This is a genomic window from Candidatus Paceibacterota bacterium (genome assembly GCA_035452965.1).
Taxonomy (GTDB): Bacteria; Verrucomicrobiota; Verrucomicrobiia; order Limisphaerales; family UBA8199; genus UBA8199.
Genome location: DAOTCE010000002.1, coordinates 357,625 through 374,423 on the forward strand (window position 1 = coordinate 357,625; position 16,799 = coordinate 374,423).

Here is a 16,799-nt window from a genome sequence, read left to right on the forward strand (position 1 = left end):
GCTCCAGAAATGTGCCGCAAGCCGGGTTTATCCGGCCACACCCACCGTCTGTCATCCCAACGACAGGCTCCGCCCGCCCCCCGACCCTGAGGCACCCCGCCCCCAAGCCGGATACGGCGAAAAGACGGCGCCAATCCGGCGGGACCCCGGTGTGTATCCCATGGGGGTCGGCCCCCATGGGATACACACAGGGCCATAACGGGTGTCACAGCGTTGTCACACCGGCACTTCCGGCTCTAGTGGGCTTTGAAACCGAATATTCTCGGGAATCACCACTGTCCCAAAAATGGACACGGCGCTGATTTCCGCCAGGACGGCTATACGATTCAGGAATACGTGACTGTATTAATTGATCGCGGGGAGTGGTCGTTTCAGAGAGAGCTCAGCTTGCAGACGGTGGCACGAATGTCAGTGCGTCAGAAGGGAAATTGTGACATGGGGCGCGCGGAACGCGGGTCCAGGGCTGCCAAGTCCTGGCAGGTTGAGGGCAAAGCCCGTTTCTGGAAAAGCTGAAATATTGAATAGGCAAGCGCGCGACGGAGCACACCCCAGCGTTCCCTACCTTCCCCACTGCAAGGCGGTTTGGGCAACAGGCCCTGCCGATGCGCCCCGAGCGGCGTGCCGCCTGCGCTTACTGCTTGAGTGAGTCGAACCAGACTTTGGCGCCGGACAAGCTAGGCACGAAGCAGCCGCTGTGGTCGGCGCTGGGAACGGGGTTGATGAGCAGCACCTGCGCCGCCCCGCGCGCCACGAAGTTGCTGTAGGCAACCTGCGAGTTGGCGTAGAGCACGTCGGCATCCGCGCCGCAGTGATACAGTTGCATCGGCGCGACGGGCTTCCATTGAGTGAGGTCGTTATCGCGCAAGGCCTGGCGCAGCGGGCTGCCGGGGTCATATTGCAGCGACCAGAGCGCCTCGGCGGAAAGCAGGGCAGACAGGTTGCAGGCAGGCAGGCAGCCGTCGATGACCTCGCTGGCGGTGCTGCCATTGAAGAGCGGCGGGATGGTTGTGTCGTAGGGCGCCGCCAGCAGCGCCGACCAATCCGACGCCAGCGCATACACGCGCTGATACGCCGTCAGCACGAAAGCGTAGTAACAGGGATTGGGCGGACAGCGCGTCGAAAGCAAGTCATTCAGTTCCACGCCTGACATATCGTACGGCCCGGCCATGGGCGCGCTGGCGGTGATGGCAAACTCATTCGTGTGATACTTCTCCAACTCGCGGTGTAACGCCATCGTCGCGTGCCCGCCTTGCGAATAACCGACCAGGAAGATCTGACCATTAAGAGGCACGCTATTGCTGGCGCAGAAGCGCCGGCCGGCGCGCAGCATGTCCACGCACGCTGTCGCCTCGCTGCGGGCATGGACGTAAGGATGAAAACCGGGGCTGTCACCCAACCCCAGGTAATCCGGCAGCACCGTCGCATAACCGACCGAGGCAAACACCAGGCCCGCGATTGCTTCGCCCAGGCCTTTGGACGCGACATCGTTTGTCTCGGTGGTCGTGCCGTGCTGGTAGCTCAACAGCGGCAGCGCCCGGCCGACGCCCTGGGGCAGGCACGCCGCGCCGGAAGCCTGGGTGCGCCCGCCCAGCGGGTCGATCGTCTCATACACGACCTTGTAAAAGCTCACCCCGTTCTGCGCCGTGACAGGTATGCCGTGATAGGAGAACAACGAATTGAGGGCGCTCACCGTGTAAGTCTGCAACAGGTTTGACGACAGCAGCTTGCCGCGCGTGGCCGGCGGGACGGCGATGACGCGGTAGAAGCGCATCGCCTGGCTGGCGCAAGTGGTTTCGTCCCATTGCGTTTCAAGGGCCGGCCAGCCTTGCGTGGCGTCAACCGTTAGCCAGAGACTGTTGGCGAGCCGCTCCCGCGCCTGCAAGGTGTACGCCTGCCCGGCGACGGCGTTGGTCCAGGCGAGCGTGACCCCGTTGGTGGCGCGGCATGAAGATGTGAAACGCAGACCTTGGGCGGGGACGGTTCCCACAGAAGCCATAACGACGCAAGGCAGCACCAATCGCCAACAGCAGCCCTTCATGTCACAGAGCTTGAGTCATTCGTAATGACTTGCAAGCTTTTAGAGAGGCGCCGAAATGTTCAGTGCTGACTGCTGGTGGCCCGCATTTCAAGGCGGTAGCGTTAGTTCACAAATTCAGGACGCCTCGTGGCTGCCTGGTTGTCGCAGGTGGGCTTCGCTCGGGATGTCGCGACCTCGATCAATCGCCAAGCACCTGGACGATCGCCGGCCTGGTCTCGGCCCGGTTTTTCGGCTGGTAATATTCATAGACCGCGCTCGGGGGAGGTTGGACGCGGAGCGGGTACTTGGCGCGCAAGGAGTATTCGAACTGAAACGGCTGCGCAGTGGGGAGTTGCCGCAGATAGAGGATGACCTGGTTCCCCGTCGCTTCAAACCTGGCGATGGCCCCTTTCTCCTGCAATCGCTCGAACGCGGTCGTATCCACGTCGAACCCGGGAGGGATACCGAGGTCCACTATCGCCATATTGATGACCTGGCCGGTGTTGTTGCTGACGGTGACCGCGCATTCGAGTTGGGCATTCACGGCCAGCGTTGTGCGGTCATATCGAACGACGATCTGCAAAGGCTCGAATGGCGCCGGCCCGGGGGGCGTCGTCGCCTGGGCACGGGAAACCGCGGGCAGCCAATAGACGCCCGCGAGTTGAAAGGCCAGCTCCCCGACGGGGGTCTGCCGAAACTCGATTTGGTTCTCCCCCGGCCGAAGGTGCCGGGTGAGGTCGGCCTGCCGCATCACGTCGTTGTTCTCCTTATTCACAGGAAAGGTCTCGACGGCCTCGCCATTGAGCAGCAGCGTGACGGCCGAATCGAATTCCTGTCCGAACGACGCCGTGCTGCCGGCGAGCAGCGCGCGCATCGCCAGAATGGTGGCCTGGGTCGAACCCCAGGTGCCAGTTGCTGTCTTCTGCCTGGAAAGCCAGCCCAGCGCCTGCTTTACCAATTCGGGCGAGGAGCCGCCTTTCATTAATGCCATCGCCGACAACGCGGTCGTCTCCACGTTCAGGTCGGTTCCATGTGAGCAGGTGACACTCTGGCCCGCTGAGGTCCAATGCAGCGTGCCCTGGCGATCCGCCACGACGGCTTGCTGGATCTGACCGGCCAATTCACGGCCGAAGGAATCGTCGCGATCGCGGGCGAGCAAGGCGTTCGCGGCCAGGGCTTTTTGATACGTGGTGGAGAGTTCCTCGGGATGATGGCGCAGGTAGTTCAGCGCATTGTCGAGGTTCGGAGACGAATCGCCGGATTCGGCCAGCGCCCAGGCGACGTAGGCCGTGATAAGCGTCTTGTCCGACCAGGAATGCAGCCCGCTTGCCTGGTTCCAGGAGCCATCGGCGTTTTGCCTGGAGAAGAGCCACTGCCGGGTCCGGTCAATCAGGTTCGGGTCCACCGGATGAACGCGGTTCATGTCCGTGAATTCAAGGACGCCATAAGCGGTAAGGCCCACGTGAGCGGGCGAATGGCCAAACCACTCGAACCCGCCTCCCGCCACTTCGAAAGTAAGCAGGCGCTGATAGCCCGTGTTGATGAACTTGCGCGCCCTGACTTCGATCTCAGGGGTGAGCCTGCCCATATGCTTCAAGTAATCCAAAACGAGCACGCTCGGATAGGTGGTCGAGGAGGTCTGCTCGAAACAACCGTGTGGCACCTGAAAGATGGATTCCAGCCCCTCTACGATTTCGGTGAAGCGGGAGGGATAGAACTTCACCCACAGACTCTGGGAATCAGGCACCACGTCCCCTGGAATGGTGAAGCGGTCGGTCCAGTTTGCCTTGAGGACCGCGTTGCGGGTGTGTTCCACCTGCTCCCCTGTGGGCACCACGCGGACTTCGCGTTCCACGGCATCCGCGAGGCTGGTTCCCAGGGCGGTGACGCGCAGCGAGTGCCGGCCTGCGCGAAGCACTTTGAGCGGGAAGCTCGCGCTTTTGACCTCGTTCGGAGCGAGATGGACGCTCAGGTTGTGCGACGGCGCGGCGAACCATGCCCCGGGCGCAACTGTGAGGCGAATGTCCTGGGAGGTCTTCAGGTAGTTGTAACAAGTCACGGGCACCGAAATCTGGTCGCCCAGAGACATCGCGACCGGCAGATCCAGGTCCACAAAGAAGTCCTGGAAGACGGTTATGGGCACCTCGGCACTGCCCATTTTGCCACCAGCACTAATACCCTCCACCGAGGCTCGCCAGGTGGTGATCGAGTCCGCCAGAGGGATTTCCAGGCTCGCTTTGCCCTGGCCATCGGTGATCAGCTCGGGCTGCCACAGCAAGGTTTCCGGGAAGTCCCGGCGCACGCGGGGTGCCGCCGGACTGCCGGCATCCGACCGAATGCCATCCTGCCGGGCCACCAGGTTGGCCAGTTCAAGCTGTTTGAGGTCGTTGAGGAGTGAGATGCGTTGCGCTTTAGCCTTGGCCCTAGACAGTGCGGGCAACAGCAACGCCGCGAGAATACAGATGATCGCGATGACGCACAGCACCTCAGCGACATTGATGCAGGCCACTCTCGCCTTGATGCCTTTGGCTTTCAACTGTCGCCGAACATGCAAGTCTAACCCGCCCAACACGACCAGCGGAGCTGCCACGCTGCCCAGGAACCACAGGAAAACAAGGGAGCCACCGTATCCCAGTTGAAAAGCCAGGGAGGCAAATCCCAACCGCGACACGACAAACTGGATCAGGAAGGCGCCGATGAAACCGCGCAATGGGACTAGTTCCGGCTCCAGGCCCTCGCTGCCCGCGCCCAGGATCCGGAAGCGCAGGACCGCCAGGGCGCCCAAGACCACCACGGCCTCCAAGCAAGGCAGAATCCAGGCAGCCTCCCTTACCCCGCTGTGCCCAAGAACCAGAAACCCGAGGGGATAACCTACCAGCGGCAGCAGGGTGAGGACCGCCAGCAGATTGTAGGTCGCTCCGGCTATCGCCGCGTAGCGTTGGGAATGCGCCTGGGTCACGATCTGCGGATTGATGCCGGCCTCAGGCCTGGAATAGCGAAAGGACAGGAAGAGCGGGAGGAGGAAGAGCAGACCGCAAAAGCCGATTTGCAGACCCTGTTTCAGCCGCTTGAAATAAGCCTCCCGCCGTGCCTCCGCCGACTGGAGCTTGATTCGTCCGGTGGCTTCCCGGAGGCTGTAGATTCCCCGCTCGCCTTCCAACAAGCTCATCACCTCGGCGTAGCGCGGGTCTTGGCGATACTTCTCATACGCCGGGGTCCCCCGCATCGCGCGCGCGTGCTCGACCAACTGCGCGGGGATGTATCCGCCCCTCACGAGTTCATCCGCCTCCAGGCCGGCGACAGGCGAGTCCAGAGACGCGAAGTAGGCTTGGGCCAGGGCCTGGTCGCCTTCCGCGCCGGACAAGAAGCGCCCGGGGCAATCGAACATTCTGATCTGGTAGCGCGGCTTGAGGAGCTCCCCTTCCGCATCCAGGAATTGCTGGAGCAGTCCCGGGCGATTCTCGTGCAGCGCAAACACGCTCTCGTCCACCGCGGCGATTCCCAGCGCGGCAGGAGTGGGGCGTCCTTCGGCGTCCGTGACTGTGAAATCGAGCTTGGCCACCTCGCCCGGCCGATAGACGGCCTTGGATAATCCGGTAGCGACCCGGAGGCCTGAAGCGGGATTGACGTAGATGATGCGTGCACAACCTCTGTCTTCACCGGTTTTGGCAATCAGATACGCGTGCACTTTGAGCGCGCCAACCAGCGACGGCGGAAGGGCGAGCGTGTATGAGGCCCGGTGATTCTTGAGGGCGACCGTTTTGGTGAGAACGGTTTGGTTATCGTGGATCACGTCAATGAACACGGCGTTCTGCTCTTCCGGCGCAATGATGGTGAGTCGCGCGCTCTGGCCGGCCTTATAGACGGCTTTGTCGCTGCGGAGCAACAAGGCAGGAATTGGCCCGTTTGCATCGGGACGGTAGGACGCCCTGGCTCTTCTCCCGCCAGAGTCTATGGCCTGAATGTCAACGTGCCGATTGGCCGCTTGCGGCCCGAGCCGGACCTCGCTAACGCCCTGGGCGTCGCTTTGATAGGCCATCCCGTCAACCATGACCCGGCACACCGCGGGGCGCCCGTCCGGATAAGCCGTGAGCACATAGAGCAGATTCTCCACCCCAGGCACCAGCGCACCCGACTCAGGAATCACCGTGAGCCCGAGTTCGCCCCGGGCGACGGTTAGGGACAACGCCTTTTCTTCGGCATGCTGGGCCGTGTCGCGCAGCTCGGCTTTCAAATCCAGGAACGCCTGTTCATTCATCTGGGGCATACCGGCAAAGAAGTCGGGCAGCGCAAACTGGAACGAATAGTTGCCGTCGTTGTCCGTTCGGCCCTGCAACTCGGTGATGACCACCGGCTTCCCGTGGAAGGTCGTGGCGGTCAGTTTGACCGTGCCGCCACTCACTGGCCGGCCGAAGAAGTAGCTGGCGCGGACCGAGCCGGATACCGTCTGCCCGGGAAGGTAATACGGCTGGCTGGTGACAATGCTTATCTTGAACCTGGGAAGAACATAACGTTTCACCTCGACCGTGCGCTCGGTCGTGGTGGCGCCCGCGTTGGCGCAAATCTCGTATCGGCCAAGGTTCAGCTCGGAGGCCAAAACAAAATCGGCCGACGCAATCCCAAACGCCGAGGATTTCCGGATTTCCTTGAACACCTTGTTCCCCTTGGGATCCTTGACCTCGAACGTGACCGCTTCACCGGCAAACGGCTTCTGTGTTCGCGCGTTCAGCATCAGGCTGCGCAAGTGGATCGTCTGACCCGGCTGGTAGACCGGCTTGTCGGACGACAGAAAGATCCGGATCGAATGCTGCACCTCGACCTTCTTGACCACGCGGTCGCTCCCCAGATCGGACCTGGACTCAAGGACCAACTCGTAGGTTCCCGGAGGCACGTCAGGAATCGCGATCGAATCCGCAATGCTCCCCGCGGCATCGGTGCGAAAGGAGCCGAGCTTCACGGACGTGGCTTTGCCGCGCAGATGCAGTTCGACTGAAGCCCCTTTGACGGGCTGTCCCGAAACACGGTTGCGAACCAGTATCCGCAGCGCGGCAGGGCTGCCAACAGCGAGCTTGGTTTGCCCCAGAACTACTGTCTCCTGGGGATCAGGCTCGTGCACGGCGACGTAAACCGAGTAGGCAGCGATCGCCAGCACGACGGCCAGGATTGTCCCAACAGTTACCCGCATGGTCAATTTGCGGGATCGGGCCTTCCGGGTATCGGGGATTTGTGATTGATAAGCAGGCAACGAGTTCTTGTCGTGGTTATCGTCCATATAGACCTCCAATTTCTTAGGAATTTGATATGTTATGTTATCACTAACTATCAAATACTACTAAATACTACTATATGCAAGAAAAAAGTTGTAAATAATAGTAGATGTGTTATGGTGAGCCTAATCAACGGTTTTTGATACTTATGGAACAGAACGAAACAGCACCAACAAAGAAGAAATGGTACTCCATCCGTGAAGCGGCCGATTACCTGGACGTGGGAGAGCCAACGGTCTACCGCTGGATGCGCGAGGGCAAGATCACGTATCGCAAGGTGGGCGATTCCACGCGGTTCTGGCAGGAGGACCTGGATTCAGTCATGCAGGTTTATCACAGCGAGAAGGACCTCGATACCACGCGCGAAGTCTGTCCCGTCTGCCGGCACACCGAGTTGGCGGAAGGCAAAGTGCGGGGCGCGGGGCTGGTCTACTTTGTCCCGAAGAAGACGAAGTTCTGGACGCTGAAGGACAGCTTCGTGGACACCCGGGCGTTCATGTGCACCCGCTGCGGAGCCGTCTCCTGGTTTGGCGACACGGCCAAACTCGCCACCCTGCGGGCGCAAGCGGCACAGAGCGACGCCAAAGAACCTGCGGCGGAGTCAGAAGGAGAATGAGCCCTGAAAGAACGCTGGGCCAATCCGAATCCTCCAAAATGCAGCAGAACCGTTTTCAAACTCGAGGATTACTGCTAACGATGGCTGCCGTCAGAAGATGGCCATAAAGCACGCCCTCCGCATTTGGCTCAAGGGCAATGGTTTTGTTTTTCCTAGTGCTTGTCTCGGTGTTCTGGCATGTGTTTGCCTCAGAAACTTGGCGCAGCACAGTGTCTGGCGTGCAAGCCAGGCTTGGGTTCAACCCCGGTTGCGCAACCAGGTAACGCATGCGGGCGGGGCGCTGTGGTCGTGCGTGTGTTTCGCATCAGTCGGCCCGAACTGCCTATCACTATGAAATGCACATTTGCTCTTTGTACTGCGATTCTCATCCTGCCTGCGAGCGCCGCGGAGATGCCGAGCCGCCCGGATCGCGGCGAATGGCCTCCGGTCATCGGCGCATGGTTCTGGACAGAAAGGGACCTGGAGCCCGAAGGCTGCAAGTCGTTCCTGGATGCGGCTGCCGAGCGCTCGCCGTATACACTGCTATCCACCACGTGCCGCCGGGTCGAGGTGGTCGACCCGCAGGCGCATCAACAGACCGACAAAGCCGTGCGGTACGCGGCAACACGCGGACTGAAGGTGGCGCTGGAGTTGGACCTCCGGTTGGCTCGACAAGCCTTCCGCGCCAAATATCCCGATGAGCAACAGGAGGAGCTGACGCTTCGCTTCCTCGATTTCGCGGACAACAAGCCGGCAGAGGCGGTCTTTCAAGGCGTTGACACCGCCGATCACATGAACGGCAGCCTGCCGCGCTACGAGTGCCTGGCGACTCGCCTGGTGCGCGTGTACTCGTTCGTCCGCGACCGCGACGGCATTGATCCCACAACCGTGCGGGACATCACTGCGGAGAGCGTTGCGACCGCCGAAGGCCCGCGCAAGCTGACGGTGCGCGTGCCGGAGCAACCGGGGCGCAGCGCGTGTGTAATCGCCTCGCACACCTACCTCACGCCCGACGTTTTCGCGCCCCACCTGATCGAGTTCCAGCGCGCCATCATTCAACAGTACGCCGATCTGCCCCTGGCCGGCATCATGAAGGATGAGTGGGGCTTTCCTCCGGACCCCACCGGCAATCCAAAGCACGACCGTTACTGGTACTCCGCCGCCATGGCCCGGGCGTATGCCGAGGGCTCGGGCCGCGACCTCGTACGTGACACGCTGCTCATGTGCGCCGGCGAGAAGGGGCGCGAGCGTGAGCGGCAGGCCGCCATCAACCGTTATGGCGCGATGGGCCGCCGGCGCAACGCGGCAATCGAGGACGACTACTATCGAACCGGCAAAGAGGTCTTCGGCAAGGCGGCCTTCATCGTCACCCACCCGACCTGGTGGCCTTACCCGGGTGCTCAGGAGTTTCGCAAGAACGGCCTCTCCTGGTGGGACGCCACGCGCGACTTCGGGCAGACCGATGAGCAGACTCCGTATCCGTGCCGCACGTCTCTCGCCAAGCGCTGGGATTATCCGCTGTGGTACAACCAATACTACTCCCGCGAGGCCCAGCCGTACCTGCGCGAGTTCTGGGCGGGGGTGCTGAGCGGCGGTCGGCTCAACGTTCATCCGCTCTATCCGCGTCCGGATCTAAAGCTCGGTGAGCGGGAGACACTGCTCTTGGAAAGCGGGCTGATGGCGGCCATGACGCGGCTGCGCATGCTCGATTTCATAACTCGTGCGCCGCTCGATTGCCCGGTGGCGGTGACCTTCGGACATGCCAATGCGATGAACTGGGCGGGCACATCGTACGACCGGGTGGGACTGGAGATCGCCTCCTCCCTCTGCGCCGCGGGTTATCCGGCGGATTTTTTCCCATCCAGCCTGGTGGGCTCCTCCGCACTGCGGCTCGACGACAAAGGCTACGTCTGCCTGGGCCCGCAGCGTTACCGCGCGCTTGTGCTTTACCGCCCCGAGTTCTGCGGCCAGGCCGAGCTGCAGTTCTTCACTCGCGCAGCCACGGGAAAGACGGCGATCTTCCAGGTCGGCGAGTGGACCTGCGACAGCGAGGCGCGTCCGTTGAAGACGACCCAAGTGCCGGGTGAAAAGGTGCGTCTTTGTGCGGATGACGACAGTTGCGCGACGAAGGTGAAGAGCTGGCTGGAAGGCGCATCTGTCCCGCGCGTCACCGGTTGGGACCGAAAAGACCCTACGCGCCCTCTGCCGCCCGTGGACGGATTGGCCTGCCTAACGGACGGCACCTGTATCCGCGCGGCGGGGTCCCGCAATGCGGCAGGCGATCCGATCCTCGAGACGTTCACGTGGCAGGGCCATGCTGTCGAGGTCGATGCCCTGGGGCTGGTGGCAATCCGTTTTGCGCCCGATGGCCGCGTCACCGGCTTCGCGGCAGGAGGGCTCAAACGAGTCAAAACCGATGGACTCGACCTCGAGTTGCCCGGGCGTGCCGACCTTGCCTTTCTCCGCAACGCCGACCGAACCTGTGCGGGGGTGCTTCAAGGACTGGCGGGGGACGTGCCCGCGCCCTTGCAGGCGATCACCCGCCATTGGCAGCGGTTGGCTGTTCCGCGGTCCGCGCTTTCTCCAACCAGCCCCCATTAATCTGAATTCTCTCCCGATGTCCTTTGCGCATAAGGGTGATATTCCCGTTGATGTCTTTCACTCCGCCGCTGTTCCGGACGCGGACTTTGAAAAACGAGCGATCGACATCATCTTTCACCACGACGTTCCTGAAATGGATATTTCCAGCAGGACGATCATCCAAATCGAGGCCCTGCACGTAAATCGGCCTAAAGAACGAATCTTTCTGCGCGCAGTCACGAATCACTGAATCCTCCATTTCGATGCGCACCGCATCCGAGGGATTGAACTGCACGGCGAGTCCGGCCATGCCGTCGTTCTCTGCGACAAAGCGCGTGATCCGCAGTCGTCCCCCAGGCGGATCCTTTGGCGCGCTGCACAGGTGAATCGCATGTTGCTTGTTGCCGCGGGAGGTGCAGTTGGCCAACTCGATCGAAAGGGGCTTCGATCGGCTGCTTAAGGATTGGGGGCACACCTGGAAGCCAGTTCCCGCATTGTTGGTCGCAAGACAGCGGCGCATGACGCAATTCACCAGTGATTCCCCGGGTCCGTTCGGCTCAAAATCAATTCCCGCCTCCGGAGCGGTGCCCGCAGTGTTCCGCAAAAGACAATCCTCGATCAACAGATTTTCCGCACTGATGACGCTGATTCCTTGACGGTGGTTGGCATTGCAGTCCACCCGCCGGATCACCACGTTCCGATTCGCGGTCTTCCCCGGCGTTGTACCCAGGTAGATGCCGTCGCCTCCCGTTTTCTCAATCCTCAGATGCTGCACCCTCACGTCCTTGCATCCCAGAAATGCCAAACCATGCCGCCACTCCGATTTCTGATAAGCGCCGGACTGATAGTCCTCTTTGTGCATCCGGATGCCTGCCGACTTGCCGCGATCCTTCTTGGTGCCACGGATAATCACTTGTTCGCATTCCTGGAACGTCAGCAGACAGTCCCCCTTCGCCTGATAAGCGCCCTTCAAGGCCACCACTTCTGTCCCCGCCTCCAAAACGATCTCCTGGTGGCTCACGCCTTTGAGCGGCCTGGTCACCCAAGCGGAGAGTTGCCGGTCAATGATCAGCTTCCTGACCTTCGAGTTGATCGCCTCTTGCAGATATACCGTGGAATCCTGCGCATCGAATCCCCACCAAGACACGCGGGCTTCGTGCCGCTTCCCGTTCATCACGTCCCGGACCAGTTCCGGTTTGGCATACCGCTTCGCCCTCTGGGATTCCGTGAGCGTCTGCACCAGGAACGCGTCGAACGCCTTGCGGTCTTTCCAGCCGAGTTGGCAGCGCACCGCTTTGCCGTCCGGCGTCATGAGCGTTTGGCCCTTGTCGTCCACGGTGAGTTTCCGGGTCTCGATCCGAGCGTATTCCTCGGAATAGGCCAGATACACCGCCGCGGTGTCGAAAAGGATGCTGCTGGTTTCCCGAGGGTAATTACGCCGATGGCTCCACAGATCGTAGTTCTCGATGACGATTCGGGCGAGCGGATGTTCCGAAGCCGCCACTTTCGCGTAAGACTCGCCTCGTAGCACCAGTTCTTCGGAGGCGTCCAGTGGCGAGGTGGTGATCGTCCAGGGCGCGGCGACCATCGCCTGCCAGGAGGTGGCGTCAGCCCGGACGTTCCAGTCCCCTAGAGGCTTCCCGCCGTTCTCAAACCCTTTGTAGATCCTGCCGCCGGTGCAGACGATACGGGCTTTGGCCGCGATGCCAGGGTCCCGGCGGAGCGCCTCCTTAATATTGGGAACCGGGCCGATGGTGATGAGGGTGATCATGCCCGGCTGCGCACGGATCGTGTCAATCAGCGCCGCAACGCCGTCCTCATGGATCTTGCCGGGGTATGTGTCCAAATCGAAATCGCCCACCCAATGCTTTTGTGTCAGGGGATCGTTTCCGGTCTTGAGCCCCGTTCCAATCGGAATATCTGCGCGGCCGGCGCGTTGGAGGATTTTCGCCACGAGCCGGGTTCGCTCGGGGGTGTTGCCGTAGTCGGTGACGACCAGCTTCAGGTCCAGTTGAGGCATGCCTAGCAGCATGGCCAGGGCCCAGGTGTCATCGATGTCATCGCCAATGTCCGTGTCCAGAATGACAGGTATGGGCGCTGCGTGTGTCGCGCCGCCGAAAAGGCAGAGCCCCAAAATGAAGACCAGGACCAGCCAAAATCCCCGGCACCTCCGCCGAAGCCAGGCGCTGCACTTTACTCTTTCGGCCAGGGCGGGAGCGGCAATGAGAGCGGTGGCAGTGGTTCCCAAAAACGAACGGCGAGTCAGTTCATTAGTCATACGTTTGCTCTTGGAGGCAATCAGAAACTGTGCGAACTACGTCTAAATCACAAGGAGGGCTTCGTTGTCTCTGCCGGCACAAACTCCTTGCCGGTTGCGGCGCGGTGCAGCCGCTCAAAAACGGGGCGGGTGCCCACCACAGACGATGAGGCTTTGTTGACTTTTGCGATCACAATGCCCTGCTCCGGCCAGACCAAGCAGAATTGCCCCCATGTGCCGGACATGTACCAAACCCCTGGTCTCAACTGCCACCAGTACAGACCATACTGGTCCGCCTGGTGAGCCTTGCGCGGATCCCTCTGCAAAATCGGCTTCCAGCACTCCGCAAAGTAGGCTTCTGAAATCAGCTGCCGGTCCTTCCACTTCCCTTTGTTCAGGTAAAGGTGCCCTACACGAGCCAGATCCCCGGCGCTGATGTGCAGGAAGGCGAACCCCGCATTCACCGGGACTTTGTCTTGCGTCCGGGTTTCCACAGGCGACCATGGCGCTTTGTCGTAGGGCCAGGATGCCTTGGCGCCGATCGGTTCCAGGATTCGCTCTTTCAGCACATCATAGAGCGGCCGCTCATAAAGATACGTGAGCGCGCGAGTCAGGTGCGCCGGTTGATCGGCGTGATAATTCAACCGCTCGCCCGGGGCGGTCTCGTTCGGAAAATCAAGCTGGTAGCGGGTGGGTTTGATTCCGGAGGTCATGGTGGCCAGGTGGCGAAAGGTAATTTCCTTGGTATGGCTTCCTCCTGCAAACGCCGGGAAGAGATCCTTCACCTTCGCGTCGAGTGACGGAACAAGCTTGTCATCCAGCGCCAGGCCCAGCACAAGTGATGCAAAGCTCTTGGTGATGGACTGGGCTTCAAACTGCCGGTCTGTCGGTCCGCCATTTGCCCATTCGGCGATCAAACGACCGTTGCGGATCAGCACACCGTTCGCCTTGGCTTTTTCCATGAGCTTGCCGATTTCCTCAATCGCCGCAGGATCCACAAAGCCGGCTTCTTTGGGTTCCATCCGGGCCCACTGCTCATCCGGGAAGGCCATGGAATCCGGTTTCGTCACGTTAGCAGGGAAATAATCGCAGCCAAGCGCCTTCTGCTGCGCGAAAACCTCCGGCGTGTCCGCGCCGCGCAGGCAGTACTTCACGCCTTTCGCGTGCGTTCGTTCGAGAAGCTCCTTCGGTGCCATGGACGGATGTGCGTAATCCCAGGAGAGTCCTGAATTGCCCATCGCCGCGATTTCGTCCAACAGTTCCGGTTTGGAGAAGATGTGGTGCACGAAGATGCGTTTGTTGAGCTTGCGGGCCTCGCGGATATGCTCGATGGGGACCGCGGACAAGACGGCGACTTCGAGGAGGCCGCGCTTCTCCAGCACGTCCAGGACGGGTTTCACCACCGTCACGGGTCCCTTCGTCTCAATGAAGGGCACGCAGTCGTAGTTGGCGCAGAGGTCGAGATACTCATCGAAGGTAGGCGGATGCAGCTTGTCGGCCGGATACGCCCCCACCATCTTCCCCTTGTTCATCACCTGTTTGCGGAGTTCGGCGAAGTCCGTCTTCTCCACCACAAGGTCCACGCCGAACATCCGCTTCAGGGACGCATCGTGCGAGCATATGAGCTTCCCGTCCTTCGTCAGGCGAACGTCCGTCTCGATCGCCGAATACCCCAGTTCGCCCGCCCGTGTGAATGAGGGGATCGAGTTCTCCGGAGCGTCTGGCTGGTAGCCTCTGTGCGCGATCAGGAACGGCTTCGGCTCCGCGAGCCGTACGGCGAGCGTCTTTGGCGCGCCCAGCGCAGCGCACGCACACGCACACGCCACTCCCGCCGTCAGCATCAGCTTCTTCATGTTTGGCCCGTTAACCTTCCCTTTTGCACCTTGAATCTTAAACCACTTCGAACGCGAAGATGTGCGCGACCGCGCTGTCGTAGGTGTTGTTCAGGCGCTCGCTGCCCCAGGTGGATAACGGCACGAGGCGGACGGCCACGCACTCGCGGCCGATCTTTCCACGGATGAGCCGCTGGTGATTGTCTTTCGTCTCGTAGGCCTGCTGCCAGACGCCGTGCACGTCCTTCGTCTCGATGCGGAAGCTCTTCAGCACCGTGCGCGGAAAACCGAACGACGTGTTTTTGTACCCGAGACCGCGGATGAGCGGCATCGGGATCGTAAGCAGGTCCGGATTGCCGTCCATCTGCTCGCGGTCAAGGTCGGAATCCACCACCAGCCGGAACCCGTTCACCAGCGTGGGCTTGTCGAACGTGTAAACGATCGCCTGGTTCGTCTTGCCGAAATAGCCATTGTCCTTTCCCCAGATGCGGCGATCCACGCCGTTGAGGAGGTCCGAGCAGTCGCCGTATTCGCAGGTGAGTTTCGCCTGGCGCGAAAGCGGCGAGATCTCGCGCTTGAAGCCGGGCAGGAAACAGTCGTCATCCATCAGCTGCCGCTGAAGTTCCCTGAGGAGCGTCTTGTCCGTGTAGATTCCGCGCGGATTCACGGCCTTTTCCACCGCAAGCGCGGCGGCCGTGCCGACGGCCTGGCCCATGAGGCCGATCGTGCCCATCACGCGGGCGGACGCGAACGCGGTGTGCGTGGCGGAGAGATTGCGTCCCGCGAACATGAGGTTGTCCACATCGCGCGAATACAGCGAACGATACGGAATCGCATAGGGTTCCGAGAGGCGGCGCTTCTGGAGATGCGCGCCGCCCTGGGACTTCAACCAGAAGCCGCCGGGCAGGTGGTTGTCGATCTGCCAGCCGCCGTAGGCGACGGTGTCCTCGAACTTTGTACCGCCGTTCTCCACGTCCTTCTGGGTCATCGTGTAGTCGCCCACGTAACGGCGACTTTCGCGTTTGCCGGGCAGGAAGCCGAGCCATTCCAACTCCCAGTTGTCCGCGCCATGTTCGCCGTGGTTCTTCATGTGGTCCCAAACGCCGAAGGCGATCTTGAGAAGCTCGTCGCGGACCTTCTCCGTGTCGCCGATGGTGTCCGTGTCGCCGCCCAGTTCGATCCAGTAGAAATTCGTGTTGGGTTTGAGGAGGCACTCGTGTGGCTTGTGGTTCATCGTGTCGTCGTCCGGGAAGTCGTAGGCCCAGGACGGCGGCGTGAACTCGATCTTGTGGTCCGTCTCACGCGCTTGTATGAGCAGGCTCATCCCCATTGTGCGGCGGTCTGCCTTCTCAAGGCCGAACTCCTCGCCGAACTCGCTCTTCGCCTCGCGGCCCACACGGTACGCGGCGCCCGTGAGCGACGCGAGAATCGAGTCGCCCGAACAGTCCACGAAAATCTTCGCCCGCACCACGTGCTTCTGATACGTGGTCAACTGGAAGCCGGTCACGGCGGCAAGGCGGTCGCCGTCCATCTCCACCTCGTTGCAGGCACAGTTGAGGATCAGGTCGATGTTCGGCTCAAACCGGGCCTTTTCGTAAAGGAGCGCGTCCCAGATGGACCAGTTGCGCGACGGGTTGCGGTGCATGTTTTCAAGGGCGATCTCCTCCATGATCCCAGTCTCCTGGAGGTTGCGCACACGCGTTCCCGCGCCGCAGATCCACATGCGGATCTCGCTTGACGCGTTGCCACCCAGGACCGGACGGTCCTGCATCAGCGCGACCTTCGCGCCGTGGCGCGCTGCGGAGATCGCCGTCAGCAGGCCGCCCATACCACCGCCCACCACGCACACGTCCCGCTCGTGTTCCACCACCGGCAGCTTGCCGGGACGCGTCTTCTTCCCCGGTTTGAACGGCTTGGGCGTATCGGGTTCGAACGCCTTCTCAGGCGGCGGCACGATGGTCGTCCCCTCTGCCTTCAGCCTCGAGCCCATCGCGGCGGACAGCGTTGTGACAGAAACGCCCCTGATAAAATCCCTGCGGTTGCACCCCATGACGTTACTTCCTTTCAACTAGATTTTCGGGCTCACCAAGCATGCCGTGACCTTATCAGGAGCGGTGGCCGGCGGGCAACTTCTCATGTTTCCCGCCCGGCGAAGCTTCTGCCCGCCTGTCAGTTGGCGACCGCACGGGCTGTGGCGCAGTCTTATTCACAGCAATCATTGATCTGTAAGGAATATTGTAACCGTTTGCTG

7 protein-coding genes are annotated in these 16,799 nt (G+C 61.3%); 2 read left to right on the top strand and 5 right to left on the bottom strand.

Features of this window, described 5'->3' with window-relative positions:
- Positions 1-631 precede the first annotated feature (631 nt).
- Together P5205_03425 and P5205_03430 are read right to left on the bottom strand one after the other, a co-directional pair.
- Positions 632-1,996, bottom strand: a complete 1,365-nt coding sequence (locus P5205_03425) for an alpha/beta fold hydrolase (GenBank protein ID HSA09401.1) — start codon at positions 1,994-1,996, stop codon at positions 632-634.
- 220 nt (positions 1,997-2,216) lie between these two features.
- Positions 2,217-7,289, bottom strand: a complete 5,073-nt coding sequence (locus P5205_03430; GenBank protein HSA09402.1) for an MG2 domain-containing protein — start codon at positions 7,287-7,289, stop codon at positions 2,217-2,219.
- Between the two features lie 143 nt (positions 7,290-7,432).
- On the opposite strand from P5205_03430, the gene P5205_03435 reads away from it, so the two are divergent.
- Together P5205_03435 and P5205_03440 are read left to right on the top strand one after the other, a co-directional pair.
- Positions 7,433-7,900 carry a helix-turn-helix domain-containing protein gene (locus tag P5205_03435; protein HSA09403.1) on the top strand — a complete coding sequence of 156 codons (468 nt, stop codon included), beginning with the start codon at positions 7,433-7,435 and terminating at the stop codon, positions 7,898-7,900.
- A gap of 330 nt (positions 7,901-8,230) precedes the next feature.
- On the top strand, positions 8,231-10,480 hold the full coding sequence (locus P5205_03440; GenBank protein HSA09404.1) for a hypothetical protein: 2,250 nt from the start codon (positions 8,231-8,233) through the stop codon (positions 10,478-10,480).
- On the opposite strand, the gene P5205_03445 is transcribed toward P5205_03440, so the two are convergent.
- Genes P5205_03445 through P5205_03455 form a run of 3 tightly spaced genes read right to left on the bottom strand, consistent with a single transcriptional unit; the run spans position 10,416 to position 16,538 of the window.
- Positions 10,416-12,737 (bottom strand): nucleoside hydrolase, encoded by a 2,322-nt coding sequence (locus P5205_03445; protein HSA09405.1) that lies wholly within the window; start codon positions 12,735-12,737, stop codon positions 10,416-10,418. The genes P5205_03440 and P5205_03445 overlap by 65 nt on opposite strands.
- 47 nt (positions 12,738-12,784) lie before the next feature.
- Positions 12,785-14,569, bottom strand: a complete 1,785-nt coding sequence (locus tag P5205_03450) for a glycerophosphodiester phosphodiesterase family protein (protein ID HSA09406.1) — start codon at positions 14,567-14,569, stop codon at positions 12,785-12,787.
- Positions 14,570-14,606: 37 nt separating this feature from the next.
- Positions 14,607-16,538 (bottom strand): FAD-dependent oxidoreductase, encoded by a 1,932-nt coding sequence (locus P5205_03455; GenBank protein ID HSA09407.1) that lies wholly within the window; start codon positions 16,536-16,538, stop codon positions 14,607-14,609.
- Positions 16,539-16,799: the final 261 nt, after the last annotated feature.

What these genes read in the sequence shown, in the direction of transcription:
- P5205_03455 (HSA09407.1), bottom strand. Translation starts at nt 16,538, where the DNA reads ATGGGCTCGAGGCTGAAGGCAGAGGGGACGACCATCGTGCCGCCGCCT.
- P5205_03430 (HSA09402.1), bottom strand. Translation starts at nt 7,289, where the DNA reads ATGGACGATAACCACGACAAGAACTCGTTGCCTGCTTATCAATCACAA.
- P5205_03440 (HSA09404.1), top strand. Translation starts at nt 8,231, where the DNA reads ATGAAATGCACATTTGCTCTTTGTACTGCGATTCTCATCCTGCCTGCG.
- P5205_03435 (HSA09403.1), top strand. Translation starts at nt 7,433, where the DNA reads ATGGAACAGAACGAAACAGCACCAACAAAGAAGAAATGGTACTCCATC.
- P5205_03445 (HSA09405.1), bottom strand. Translation starts at nt 12,737, where the DNA reads ATGACTAATGAACTGACTCGCCGTTCGTTTTTGGGAACCACTGCCACC.
- P5205_03450 (HSA09406.1), bottom strand. Translation starts at nt 14,569, where the DNA reads ATGAAGAAGCTGATGCTGACGGCGGGAGTGGCGTGTGCGTGTGCGTGC.
- P5205_03425 (HSA09401.1), bottom strand. Translation starts at nt 1,996, where the DNA reads ATGGCTTCTGTGGGAACCGTCCCCGCCCAAGGTCTGCGTTTCACATCT.